The organism is Actinoplanes sp. CA-015351 (genome assembly GCF_050955685.1).
GTDB lineage: Bacteria > Actinomycetota > Actinomycetes > Mycobacteriales > Micromonosporaceae > Actinoplanes.
The window spans coordinates 5,723,787-5,736,548 of record NZ_CP192102.1; the positions used below are offsets into that span (position 1 = coordinate 5,723,787).

Below are 12,762 nucleotides of genomic sequence, written 5' to 3' on the forward strand. Positions count from 1 at the left end.
TTATGGCAAAAGACGAGCTTGCTGCGGTCGGCCCCCGCCTCCGGGATCTCCGCCAGCAAAGGGACCTGACTCTCCACCAGGTCGCCGACACCACCGGGATCTCGGTGAGCACCCTGTCCCGCCTGGAGTCGGGCAGCCGGAAACCGACCCTGGAGCTGCTGCTGCCGCTCGCCAAGGCGTACCAGGTGAGCCTCGACGACCTGGTGGACGCGCCGGAGACCGGCGATCCCCGGGTGCGGGCGCGGCCGATCGTGCGCGGCGGGCGGACGTACATCCCGCTGTCGCGGCGGCCCGGCGGTCTGCAGGCGTTCAAGACGATCATCGGAACCGGTGAGGGTGACTGTCACGAGCAGAAAACCCATGAGGGGTACGAGTGGCTCTACGTGCTCTCCGGGACGGTCCGGCTGCGGCTCGGTGAGCACGATCTGCTGCTGGAGCCGGGTGAGGCCGCCGAGTTCGACACCCGGCTGCCGCACCTGGTGCTGAACGGGGGCACCGAGCCGGCTGAGGTGATCAGCATCTTCGGGCCGCAGGGCGAACGGGTCCACATCCGTGCCCGGTCAACGAGCAACGGGGTTTCGTAACGGCCTCCCCTCGGTGAAGGCCGCCAGATTCTCCTCGATCAGAGCAGAGGCGCCGATCGGCCGGCCACCCGCCGCGTGCGGCGTGATGATGATGTTCTCCTCGTCCCAGAACCCGGAGTCGATCGGCAGCGGCTCGGTCTCGAAGACGTCGAGCGCCGCTCCGGCGATCCGGCGCGACCGCACCGCGTTGAGCAGCGCCGCCTCGTCGAGGGTGCTGCCCCGGCCCACGTTGACGACCCAGGCGTGCGGTTGCAGGTGGGCCAGGACGTCGGCGTTGATCACGCGTACCGTCTCGGGGGTTGCCGGAAGGATCGAGATGAGCAGGTCGGTCGCCGGCAGCAGGTCCGGCAGATCCGCGGCCGTGACCACCGGGAATCCGTGCCGCTCGCCCGCGCTGCGGGCCACTCCGGTGACAGTCGCGCCGAGCGTCGTGAGGATCGGCGCGAGTGTGGCGGCGATGCCGCCGAAACCCCAGATCACCACGTTGGCGTCGCGCAGCGTACGGAAAAGAGCCGGCTCCCGCACCGGCTGGATCCCGCCCAGCTCCTCCGCCCACCGGTGGCCGATCTGCGCCCGGACCAACAGATGCAGCCGCCGGGCCGCGGCCAGGACCATGGCGAGGGTGTGCTCGGTGACGGTCTGGTCGTGCAGGCCGATCCCGCAGGTGATCAGCACGTCCGGCGCGAAACCGGCCTGGACCACGGCGTCCGGGCCGGCGGACAGGGTCTGCACCCAGCGCAGGCTCTTCAAACGGCGGGCGGCGTCGGCGATCATGTCCGGCGGGTTGCCCCAGATGACGAGCACGTCGGCGTCCCGATGCTCGTCGGGGATGGGCTTGCCGACCTGGTAGACGACGGCGCCGTCCAGCGTGAGGTCGAGTTCGACGGAGTCGGGGAGCAGTACCTTCATGCCACTCAGCTAACCATCAACCGCGCCGTTCATAGAGCGCCACCGTTGCGCGTTTCGGCTGCCAGAAGCCGACCTCTTGGTATCCGTCCGCCAGCATCCGGCGAAGTTGCGGCCGGGCCGTCGCCGGGTCGGCGCGGCGATCGCCGACGACGAGCCAGATGCGGTTCGCGGTCAACCTGGAGGCGTCGTCGGAGTACTCGTCGGCGATCAGCCACCCGGTCTCCGCCGACGGGATCCGCACCAGCGGGTCGGCCGGCTTGGCGGGCAGCCGATTCAGGTAATAATCCATCCCGGCCCGCAGCGCACGGTTCTTCGGCGGATAGACGATCACGTCCCCGGGCTGCTGGAACTCCCCGACGATCCGGGCCGCCGCCCGATAGTCCGGTCCGACCTTGGCGGCCGGCTCGCGGACCTTGTGCTGGCCCGGCAGCGCCACGAAGGCGAGCAGCAGCAGAACCGCGATGACCCGGGACTTCTCACCTCGACCTACCAGGGCGACCGCCGCGAGCATCGCCAGCGGCGCGAGCACCACCAGCAGATAACGCGCCACCCACATCGGCGACACCAGCGCCGACACCACCGCGAGAGTCAGCATCGGACCGAGCACCAGCGCGGCCATCGGGAGCAGCCGGCGCATCGGCCGCCACGACGCGAGCACCGCCAGCCCGATCACCATCCAGGCCAGCTCGCGCGACCCGAACATCTCCCACGGCATGGCCCGGATCCGGGCGAACGTGATCGGCTCCACCCAGTGCAGCTGAGTGTCCTCCTGATGCGCGCCGAGCCACGCGATCGGCAGCACCGGCAGCACCGCCACGCCCACCGTTGTGCCCCAGGTCAGCGCGAGCGTCCGGCGCCTGCGGCGCCTGCGCCACATCACCAAGGCGATCAGCGCCGCGTGCGCCACCAGGGTGGTCAAGGCCAGCAGATGGGAGAGACCCAGGAGCGTCACACTCAGCCCATAACCCACCCATCGGTACGCGTGACCGCGCCGGACCGCCGCCACCAGCAACAGCATCGCCAGCACCGAGAAGAAGCAGGCGAACGCGTACGGGCGGGCCTCGGCCGCGTACCGCGAGGTGTTCGGGATGAGGCAGAGGATGAGCCCGGTGGTCAGCCCGGCCATCGGCGAGAAGAGCCGCCGTCCCAGCTCGGCCGCGACCGCGACACCGCCGGCCATCGCCACGATCGACGGCAGCCGGAGCGCGACCTCGGAGGTGCCGGCGACGTCGCTCCAGAAGTGCAGGAAGACGTAGTAGAAGCCGAACACCGCGTCGATGTTCTGGACCAGGTCGAGGATCTGGCCGACGGATCGCTGGGAGACCTCGGCCGAAGTGACCTCGTCCCAGCTGAGGACGGGCCGGCCGGCCTGGATGAGGCCGAAGGCGAGCATGAGCAGGCCGGGGATGAGAGCGGGGAGCGCGATCGCGCCCGGCAGCGGCCTTTTCTGCGGCCTTTCTCCCTGCTGTTCGATGGCTGCTGGGACGTCCGCACCGTGCGTTCTCGGCAGCCTCGGCACGGCCTCCGGTCGCGTTCTGGTCGGTGAGTCGGTCACCAGTTACCCCCGCCGGTGTTCGTGTCCACGGTTTCTCGTCCTCCGTTGAACACGGCTGATCGGGCCGGCCCGGATCAGCCGGCGCCCGAGTTCACCAGATTTACCTCCTGGTTCTCCTTGATCACCGGGGAAACCACCTTTCCGGTGTACGAAAACGGCTGCGGCGCACGAATGCACCGCAGCCGATATTTCCGGTTTTTCGTCTTACATCAGCTTCCGACCGGACCACCGTCGGTACGCCAGGTCACGATCACGCCGGGCTTGGCGTAGTCGCCGTCCGGCCAGACCGACGCCGGCTTCTCCACCGAGGCGCCGGAGATCTCACCCGGGTGCTGCACCGCGACGAACACCGACTTGTCGTCGGTGGTGACGAACGGGCCACAGGTCTCGGCGCCCTTGGGCACGGTGAGGAACTGCTTGAGGTGGCCCCGCTCCTTGCCCTCGATCGGCGTGGCGAACAGGCCGTCGTTGGTGCCGAGCGCGTTGCCGTCCGTCGAGATCCACAGGTTGCCGGCGCTGTCGAAGGCGACGTTGTCCGGGCAGGAGATCGGCGAGACGGCCGTCTTGTCGTACCCACCGAAGTAGGTGTCGGCGGCGGCCGGGTCGCCGCAGACGATCGGCAGCGACCAGGTGAACTTCAGAGCGGTGTGGTCGCCGCAGTCCTCGACGATCTCGAAGATGTGGCCGTGCTTGTTGGCCGGACGCGGGTTGGCCTCGTCCACGCCAGGGTTGGTGCCGACACCCCGGTTGGTGTTGTTGGTCATCGCCGCGTAGATCTTGCCGGTCCGCAGGCTGGGCTGCACGTCCTCGGGACGGTCCATCTTGGTCGCGCCGACCGCGTCACCGGCGAACCGGGTGTTGATCAGCACGTCCTCGGCGGTCATGCCGGTGACGAACGACTTCTTGCCGGACACCAGCTTGATCCAGACGCCGGTGCCGTCGAACTTGCCGTCCGAGGGCAGCTTGCCGGTGCCGTCGATCTCGGCAACCGGGCTGTCACCGGTGACCTTGGCGACGTACAGCGTGCCGGACTCCAGCAGGCTGAGGTTGTGCTTGCGTGCCCACGGGGCGTCGCTCTTGATGTACTTCTTCTCGGAGACGAACTTGTAGAGGTAGTCGAACCGCTCGTCGTCACCCATGTACGCCACCACGTGCCCGCTGCGCGAGACGATGACGTTGGCGCCCTCGTGCTTGAACCGGCCCATCGCGGTGTGCTTGCGCGGCGGGGCGTCCGGGTTCAGCGGGTCGACCTCGACGATCCAGCCGAACCGGTTCGCCTCGTTCGGGTGCTTCGCCAGGTCGAAACGCTCCTGGACCCGGTCCCACTTGCGCGAGCCGCTCGGGTACCGCGCGGTGGTCGGGATTCCGTACCGGTTGAACTTGGTCTTGGTGGCCGCGTCGACCGCGTCACCGCCGACGAAGTACTGGTTGAAGTTCTCCTCGCCGGAGAGGACGGTGCCCCACGGGGTGACGCCGCCCGCGCAGTTGTTCAGGGTGCCGATGACCGTGGTGCCGGTCGGGTCCGCAGCCGTCTTCAGCGCAGCCGACCCCGCCGCCGGGCCGGTGAGCTTGAACTCGGTCTCCAGCGCCGTGATGCGCTTGTTGTACTTCAGCCGGCGGCTCTTCACCGGCTTCCACTGGCCGGTCCTGCCGACCCGCTCGATCTCCACCACGGAGAGTCCGTGCGCCGCGATCGCTGCCTCGATCTGGTCACGGGTGAGCGCGTCCTGGCTGACGAAGCCGGGGAACATCAGGTCCTCGTTGGTGTACTCGTGGTTCACCACGAGCAGCGCCCGGTTCTTCTCGTCCGGAAGCGGGATCACACCGACGAAGTCGTTGTTGTAGCCGAACTGCTTCGACTGGGTGGCGCCGCTCTGCTTGGTGAGGTCGAACGCGGGCGCGCCGGGCACCACCGCGTCGCCCCAGCGCAGCACCACGGAGGTCTGGTAACCCGGCGGGATGGTGACGGCGTCGGCCGTGTTCGGCGCGACGGCCTGGAAGCTCAGCTTGCCGGCCTTCTGGGGTTTGCTTCCACCGTGGTGAGCAACGGTGGCCGGGGCGGCAGCCGCGGGGCTCGCGCCCACGAGCGCCCCGCCGAGACCCAGCACCAGGGCGCCCGCGGCGCCGGCCTGGACCACGCCGCGACGGCTCATCTCAGCGTTGACGATGTCGCCGAGGTACGGGTTGGCCGAACTGTTCGGAACTGGGTGATCGCACGCGTTGCCACAGCGGTACAGACAGGTCATCGCGTCGCGCGCGCCGCCACTGTGTCCTGGGGTGCCCAGCAGCGGAAGAAGCCGGCGACTCAGGTCGGACATCAAATCTCCTCGGTCTTCTCGTCACCGTGCCAGTGACGAGTAGCCCGGACGCTAAAAGCCCAGGTGAAAGCCAACCACCCAGTGAGGGTTAACGAAAGGTGAACGTAGACCCACGTTTATCGGGTGTCGACCGGTCGCGCCGACAATCCCCGCCGTGACAGATGTGCGCGACCTACCCGGCCCGCCACCGTTTCCCCTGCTCGGGAACCTGCCCGGCCTGCTCCGCGGCGGCCGTCCACACCGGATCCTGGAGGACTGGTGCGACAGGTATGGCGCCACGTACCGGATCGTCACGCCGGCCGGTCCGGCGATGGTCACCGCCGATCCCGCCGTCGTCGACCAGATCCTGCGGGACCGGCCGCGCCTCTTCCGCCGCGACCCGCAGATCACCCGGATCATCGAGGAGGCCGGCGTACACGGCGTCTTCACGGCCGAGGGTGACCGGTGGCGGCGGGCCCGGCGGATCGCCAACCACAGCCTCAACCCGGCGCACCTGGCCGGGTACTTCCCCGCCCTGATCACCGGCGCCGAACGCCTGCGCAAGCTCTGGGCCGGCGCTCCGGCCGGTGCGGGCATCGACGTGCTGCGCGACCTGCGACGGTTCACCCTGGACGTGACGTTCGCGCTCGCCACCGGCCACGATCTGAACTCCCTGGAGAACCCGCGCGGCCGCCTCGCCACGCTGCTGCCCCAGCTCCTCCCGGCGATCAACCGCCGGATGAGCTCACCGGTGCCGTACTGGCGTCTCGTTCCGCTGCCCGCTGACCGCCGGCTCACCACGATGCTCCGTGAGCTCGACGAGGTGCTGATCGAGCGTACCGTCGCCGCCCGCGCGCACATGGCGACCGGCGCGACGCCCTCGACCGTCCTGGAATCGCTTGTCGCGACGCCGCCGGACGACGAGCCGTTCACCCCCGCCGAGCTGTTCGGCAACGTACTGACCATGCTCCTGGCCGGCGAGGACACCACCGCCTCGACGATCGCCTGGACCCTGCACCACCTCGCCGGCTCACCCGCCGACCAGGAGAAGATCCGCGCCGAGGTGTCCTTCGACATACCCCGCACGCCCCGTGATCTGCGCGGCCTCGCGCACGCTTCGGCCGCGTCGCGCGAAGCGCTCCGCCTGCACCCGGTCGCCTCACTCACCGTCGTGGAAGCGCTGGGCGAGACCGAGATCAACACCCCCGGGGTACGCGTGAGGCTGGGCCCCGGAACGCCGATCTGGACACTGCTGACCTACGGTTCCCGCCGGGACAGCCGCCGCTTCCCGGAACCGGACGCGTTCCGCCCGCAACGCTGGCTGGACGAGGCCGAGCCGGGCAAGGGCGACCTGCGCTATCTGCCGTTCGGCGCCGGTCCACGCGCCTGCCCCGGCCGGAGCCTGGCGCTGATGGAGGCAACCCTGGTGGTGGCCGTGATCGCCCGGGACTTCGCGATCTCCGCCGCTCCTTCGAGGCCGCCGAGGGAACGGGTCGCGTTCACGGTCTCGCCCTCCGGCCTGCGCCTGAAGCTCACGCCTCGTTAGGGGCCGCGTCGCTTGCAAGTGGCTGGCAAGTGCGCTCCGGAACACTGTCCGCTCGAATTCCGGCAGACTTTTCAAGGAGCAACGCTGTGCCCGTCACGACCACGCCGTACACCCAGGAGATGGTGATGATCCATCGGGTGTTCCGCCGCGAGGCCGCCCTCCTGCTGCGCTTCGTCACCTGGGCGAACGCCGGAGACGCCGCCCGCGCGCGCCAGGTGGCCGAGGCGGTCCGCGAGTACATCGGCGGGCTGCACCACCACCACGGCCTCGAGGACGAGCTGATCTGGCCGCTGCTGCACGCGCGCGCCACCGTCTACACCGACCTGGTGAACCGGATGGAGGACCAGCACAAACGCCTCGACGGCACGCTCACCACCATCGAGACCCTGCTGCCGCGCTGGGAGGCGACCGCGACCGAACCGGAACGCATCGCCCTCGCGGCCGCCCTCGCCGAGCACCAGGACGTGCTGCTGGAACACCTCGCCGACGAGGAGGAACTGGTGATGCCGCTCGTCGAGGAGCACCTGACCCTCCCCGAGTGGGAGCTGGTCGGCCGCCGCGGCCTGGAGAACGTCCCGAAGCAGAAGGTCTTCCTGGCCCTCGGCGCGATCCTGGAGGACGCCACCACCGACGAGCGGGACCTCTTCATGTCCAAGGTGCCCCTGCCCGGCCGGGTCCTGTGGCGCCTGGTCGGTAAGCGCCAGTACGAACGCCAGATGGCGACGCTGCGCGGTCCCGCCGCATGACGCTCTCGTTCTCCCTGCTGGGCCCGGTCCGAGCGTGGCGGCACGGCGCCGAGGTGCCGCTGGGCTCCCCGCAGCAGCGCACCACCCTGGCCGTGCTGCTGCTCCGCGAGGGGCTGCTCACCACGATCGACGAGCTGGTCGACGCCATCTGGCCGGTCGACCCGCCGGACTCGGCGGTGGCCACCATCCGCACCTACCTGTCCCGACTGCGCCGCCTGCTGTGCGGACCGGCCCGGGTACCCGGCGGCCCTCCCGCTGTTGTCGAGGTGCGCATCGACTGGATCGGCGGGGGTTATGTCCTGACCGCGCCACCCGGCTCCCTCGACGTGCACCTGTTCCATCGGCACTGCGCCCGCGGCGCCGAGGCGATCAGCCGCGGCGACCACACCACCGCCGCGACCGAGCTGCGCTCCGCCCTGGACCTGCATCGCGGCACCCCGCTGGCCGGCGCGGCAGGTGGTTACGTCGAGGGTCAGCGCGCCCGCCTGACCGAACTCTCCCGGGGCGCGGCCCTGGACCTGGTAGCCGTCACCGTCGAACTGGGCCGGCACGCCGAAGCGATCGCCGAACTCCGCGCCCTGGTAACCGAGGAACCCCTCCGGGAACGCGGCCACGCCCTGCTGATGACCGCCCTCTACCGAAGCGGCCGGCAGGCGGATGCCCTGGCCCAATACCGCCACCTGCACCGATACCTGGCCGACGAACTGGGCGTGGAGCCGACCCCCGGTCTCCAGAACCTCCACCAGAGCATCCTGCTGGGCGACCCGGACGCAGGCCGGACAGCAGCACTCTTCCCCGCATCCACCCACTGACCCCAGCGGCCCGCACAACCGCGGTGCGGGCCGCTGGCCCCAGTCGACACGAACAGCCATTTTCGCGGCGTGCGCGCCGACTTGAGGTGCGGATCGAACCCCAAATCAACACACCGGTACGGCACCACGGCACCGCGCCGGCACGGGGCGGGGGCCCGGCGCGAGGCGGGGCGGGGGCCCGGCGCGGGGCGGCGGTTACTGCGCCAGGCAGGCCACCGCCAGGAGGGCGGTCAGCACGCCTACCAGGTGGATGTGCGGCAGCCTCTCCCGCAGCACTGTCGTGTTCAGCAGGACGGTCACCGCCGGGTACATCGAGGCCAGGATCGCGGCCGTACCGATCGTCCCGGCTGCCGCTGAGAACGCGAACGCCCCGTCCGCCACCGTGTCGAGCACCCCGACGACAACGGGCAGCACCCACACCAGGCCCGGCGCGACGCGACGACCGGACACGTCACCCGAGGACGGCGCTGCGCGATCACCCGGCGAGGCCGCCCGGGACGGCCTCCAGAGCGCCAGCAACAGCAGTGCCGCGAGACCGCCGGCGATCCGCGCGTACCCGGTGGCAGCGTACGGATCGTCCGGCGCTGCCTCGTGCAGCAGCACGAAATACGTACCGAACCCGAGCGCCGCCCCGGTCGCGCACAGAGCGGAAACCCGGCGCGACTTCACCCGCACGAGCAAGCTGCCCTCCCCGGCCGGGTCGGCCGAACGGCTCGTCGTCACCGGCCAGCTGGCGAGGGTGATGCCGGCCAGGGCGGCCACCGCGCCCACCACCGTCGCCAGTCCCGGGATCGAGCCCTGGAAGATGCCCCATCCGACCGGAACCAGAGCGGCCCCGGCGGCGACCGGCGCGACCACGGTCAGGCTGCCGTCGCGCATGGCCCGGTAGAGCAGGCCCATCGCCGGGATGCCGATGGCACCGGCGGCCGCGGTCATCAGGATCAGCCGGCTGCCGGTGGGCAGCGGCCACGGACGCAGGGCCAGAAAGACGACGGCGAAGAGCATGCCGGCCACCTTCGATCCGATCAGCACGGTCCGGATCGGAATCCGCCGGGCGCAGATGCCCGCCACGAAATCCGAGCTACCCCACGCCACCGCCGCCAGCCCCGCCAGTGCCAACGTCTGCACCACAGCCCGCTCCCCCCTGCTTGCCTCACCGTGAACGGGTGCTGCGCCGAATCCGGCCACGCCAGGCCAACCCCGGCGACGCCAGCACAGCACCACCCGCCCATTACCGGACAACTCCCTGGACAAGCGATTGACAGCGACATAACGCCCGCCTGTCGCATTGCCGACGCGACCCGCACAGAATGCGAAACCGGCTCGCCGGACCGCTTAAGATCCCCCCGGCAGCAGGCCCGGAGACAGAACCCAGAAGGCCAGAAGGATTGAGTTGACCGAGGGCGAACTGATCCGGATCGGAGTGCTCGGCCCGCTCGACATACGCGTCGGCGGGCGGCCGGTCGCCGCCGGTGGACGGCAGCAGCAGGCGGTCCTCGCGATGCTGGTGGCCGCGCACGGCCAGGTCGTACCGGTCGATCGGATCGTCGAGCAGCTCTGGGACGGCACGCCTCCGCCACGGCCGCGGGTCTCGCTCCAGGCGTACATCTCACGCTTACGGCGCGTGCTGGAACCGCGCCGCGCACCGCGCGGCACCGCGCGGGTCCTGGTCAGCGAGGGCATTGGGTACGCCCTGCGCCTCCCCGACGAAGCGGTCGACGCCTGGGCCTTCGAGCGGGATCTACGGCGGGTCCAGGAGTTGCGCCCGATGGGCCGGTCGGCGGGCGCGGCCGAGGTGGCCCTGGGCATCCTGCGCGCCACGATGGACCGGTGGCGGGGCGAACCCTATGAGCCGTTCGCCGACGAGCCGTGGGCGCAGCCCGCGATCGCCCGGCTCGCCGAGTCCCGCCGCAGCGCGCAGGAACGCATCACCGCCTCGCTGCTGGTCCTCGGCCGCACCGGCGAGGCGGTTCAGGCGGCACAGTCCCTCACCGAGGCGGACCGCTGGCGGGGGCAGGCCTGGCGGCTGCTGGCCGTCGCGCTCTGGGCGGCGCACCGGTCGGCCGAGGCGCTCGACGCCCTGCGCCGGCACCGCCGCAACCTCGCCGAGGATCTCGGCCTGGAACCGGAGCCGGCCCTCGCCGCTCTGGAGCAGGCCATCCTGGAGCAGCGGCACGAGACCCTGGCCGAGGAGCTGACCTTCGGCGTCCCGGCGGCGCCCGCGCCGGACCCGGCCACCGACCGCACGCCACCGGCGGATTTCGAGGTCAGACCCGCCCAGCTTCCCCGCTCACCGGCGACCTTCTCGGCCCGTCAGGACCAGCTCGCCGAGCTCACCCGGCTGCTCGACGAGGCCGACGGCCCGCCGCTGATCGTGGTGAGCGGCGCCGGCGGCGTCGGCAAGACCACTCTCGTGGTCCGCTGGGCACACCAGGTCGCCGGACGCTTCCCGGACGGTCAGCTCTACGCCGACCTGCGCGGGTTCAGCCCCGAGGACGCGCCCGCCGCTCCGGCCGACGTGCTGTTCGGATTTCTGCTTGCTCTCGGCGTACCCGAGCATCGCGTGCCGCCCGGTGAGAGTGAGCGAACCGCGCTCTTCCGCAGCGTGCTCGCCGGGCGGCGGATGCTGCTGGTGCTGGACAACGCCCGCGACTCCGAGCAGGTACGCCCGCTGCTGCCCGGCACCGACGGCTGCGCGGTGATCGTCACGAGCCGCAGCCGGCTGGGCGGTCTGGTCGTCACCGACGGCGCGGCCACCACCCACCTGGACGGTTTCCAGGCCGAGGAGGCCCGCACCTACCTGCGCGGACGCCTCGGCGACACGGTGGCCGATGCGGACCCGCAGGCCCGCGACGCGATCGTGGCCCGATGTGGCGGCCTTCCGCTGGCCCTCGCCGTGGTGTGCGCCCGTGCCGCCGGGATGTCACTGACCGGCGTCGCGGCGGAGCTGGCCGAGGAGGAGGGCCTGGACGCGTTCGCCGTGGCCGGCCTGGAACACGACCTGCGCGCCGTCTTCTCCTGGTCGTACCGCAGGTTGCCGGAGGACGCGGCCGCACTGTTCCGGCGGCTCGCGCTGCACCCCGGGCCGGACGTGAGTCTGCCCGCGGCGGTGAGCGTGACCGGCGCCGGGCGGCCGCGTACCCGGGCGCTGCTGCGGCTGCTGCGCGACGCGCACCTGCTGGACGAGCGGCGGCCGAGCCGGTTCACCTATCACGACCTGGTCGGCGGGTACGCCGCCGAGATGGCGCACCGGCACGACACCCCGGCGGATCGGGACGCGGTGCTGCGCCGGCTCGTCGAGCATCACCTGCACTCGGCGGCCGGCGCGATCGGGCTGCTGGCGAACCCGCGGCCGGACCGGGTCGGGCCGGTCCCGGAGCGGATCGAGCCGGAGACGTTCGCCGACCGGGAGGCAGCGCTCACCTGGATGGCCGGCGAGTACGACAACGTCCTGGCCGTCGCCGAGGAGTGCCACGAGTCCTGGGGCGACGGGTACCTCGGCCCGCTGGTCTGGACGCTCGCGCCGTACCAGCAGGACCTGCGGTTCCTCGCCGAGGACTCGTTCACCCTGGCCCGGCGGGCGCTCAAGGTGGCCGAGCGGGACGGCGATCAGTGGTGGGTGGGTTTCCTCAACTACATCCTGGCGCGCGGTTATCTGCGCCTGGGCCGTTACGAGCAGGCCCGGCCCTACCTGGAGCGGACCATCGCGGTGGGCCGGGCGACCGGTGACACGCTGCGGCTCGCGCACGGGCTGCTCGCCACGGCGGTGTCGCACATCGGCATCAACCAGGTGCCGAGCCGGGAGGACACCCTCGCCGCCTATCCGTACGCGCTGGAGGCCCGCGAGCACTACCGCCGGATCGCGCACCGCAACGAGGCCCGCGTCGAGGAGGCGAACTGTCTGCTCGCGATCGCCTGGTACCACTTCTACCAGCCCGGTGGGCAGGCCGAGACGCTGCGGATGCTGGAGCGCAGCCTGGCCGTCCAGCGGGACCTGTCCGACGCCCGCGGCACGGCCGACGTGCTGCTTCACCTGGGACGGTTCCGCCAGGCGACCGGTGACCCGGCCGGTGCGGCCGCCGATTTCACCCGTGCTCTCCAGCTATATCAGGACATGCCGGATCTGCGGATGGAGCCACTGATCTGCCTGTACTCGCTGTATCTGGCGACCGGCGATCGAGCAGCCGCCGCACCGATCCGCGCCGAGCTGACGGGCATGGTGAAGACCGCCCGGTACCCGGACGTGAACCGCCTGCAAGCGCTGCTCGCCGGCGCCTCCGAGTGAGCGTTAACAAAGCCCTCACGCCCTCACT

9 protein-coding genes are annotated in these 12,762 nt (G+C 71.0%); 5 read left to right on the top strand and 4 right to left on the bottom strand.

What is annotated here, in order from left to right; all coding sequences use genetic code 11:
• The first annotated feature begins 2 nt into the window (after positions 1-2).
• Positions 3-584 carry a helix-turn-helix domain-containing protein gene (locus tag ACQP2E_RS26110; RefSeq protein WP_433825577.1) on the top strand — a complete coding sequence of 194 codons (582 nt, stop codon included), beginning with the start codon at positions 3-5 and terminating at the stop codon, positions 582-584.
• On the opposite strand, the gene ACQP2E_RS26115 is transcribed toward ACQP2E_RS26110, so the two are convergent.
• From ACQP2E_RS26115 to ACQP2E_RS26125, 3 genes are all read right to left on the bottom strand, one after another.
• Entirely contained in the window at positions 561-1,493 is a 933-nt protein-coding gene (locus ACQP2E_RS26115) for a phosphoglycerate dehydrogenase (RefSeq protein WP_433825578.1), read from the bottom strand. The two genes, ACQP2E_RS26110 and ACQP2E_RS26115, sit on opposite strands and share 24 nt — an antisense overlap.
• A 16-nt stretch (positions 1,494-1,509) precedes the next feature.
• Positions 1,510-3,048: a glycosyltransferase family 39 protein gene (locus ACQP2E_RS26120; protein ID WP_433825579.1), complete on the bottom strand. Its 1,539-nt coding sequence runs from the start codon at positions 3,046-3,048 to the stop codon at positions 1,510-1,512.
• A 209-nt stretch (positions 3,049-3,257) separates the two neighbouring features.
• A complete protein-coding gene (locus ACQP2E_RS26125; protein WP_433825580.1) occupies positions 3,258-5,366 on the bottom strand; it encodes a PhoX family protein in 2,109 nt (702 codons plus the stop codon).
• A 154-nt stretch (positions 5,367-5,520) separates the two neighbouring features.
• Between ACQP2E_RS26125 and ACQP2E_RS26130 the strand changes: the two genes are divergently transcribed.
• From ACQP2E_RS26130 to ACQP2E_RS26140, 3 genes are all read left to right on the top strand, one after another.
• Entirely contained in the window at positions 5,521-6,891 is a 1,371-nt protein-coding gene (locus ACQP2E_RS26130; protein ID WP_433825581.1) for a cytochrome P450, read from the top strand.
• 86 nt (positions 6,892-6,977) lie between these two features.
• Positions 6,978-7,637, top strand: coding sequence for a hemerythrin domain-containing protein (locus ACQP2E_RS26135; protein ID WP_433825582.1), 660 nt, complete (start codon positions 6,978-6,980; stop codon positions 7,635-7,637).
• On the top strand, positions 7,634-8,449 hold the full coding sequence (locus ACQP2E_RS26140; protein WP_433825583.1) for an AfsR/SARP family transcriptional regulator: 816 nt from the start codon (positions 7,634-7,636) through the stop codon (positions 8,447-8,449). The genes ACQP2E_RS26135 and ACQP2E_RS26140 overlap by 4 nt, the downstream gene beginning before the upstream one ends.
• A 195-nt stretch (positions 8,450-8,644) precedes the next feature.
• Here the strand turns inward: ACQP2E_RS26140 and ACQP2E_RS26145 are convergent, their stop codons facing one another.
• Positions 8,645-9,580, bottom strand: coding sequence for an EamA family transporter (locus tag ACQP2E_RS26145; protein ID WP_433825584.1), 936 nt, complete (start codon positions 9,578-9,580; stop codon positions 8,645-8,647).
• A 262-nt stretch (positions 9,581-9,842) separates the two neighbouring features.
• On the opposite strand from ACQP2E_RS26145, the gene ACQP2E_RS26150 reads away from it, so the two are divergent.
• Positions 9,843-12,734: an AfsR/SARP family transcriptional regulator gene (locus ACQP2E_RS26150; RefSeq protein WP_433825585.1), complete on the top strand. Its 2,892-nt coding sequence runs from the start codon at positions 9,843-9,845 to the stop codon at positions 12,732-12,734.
• Positions 12,735-12,762 lie beyond the last annotated feature (28 nt).

Coding starts and splice junctions, on each gene's coding strand:
- ACQP2E_RS26110 (WP_433825577.1), top strand. CDS start 3: ATGGCAAAAGACGAGCTTGCTGCGGTCGGCCCCCGCCTCCGGGATCTC.
- ACQP2E_RS26115 (WP_433825578.1), bottom strand. CDS start 1,493: ATGAAGGTACTGCTCCCCGACTCCGTCGAACTCGACCTCACGCTGGAC.
- ACQP2E_RS26125 (WP_433825580.1), bottom strand. CDS start 5,366: ATGTCCGACCTGAGTCGCCGGCTTCTTCCGCTGCTGGGCACCCCAGGA.
- ACQP2E_RS26140 (WP_433825583.1), top strand. CDS start 7,634: ATGACGCTCTCGTTCTCCCTGCTGGGCCCGGTCCGAGCGTGGCGGCAC.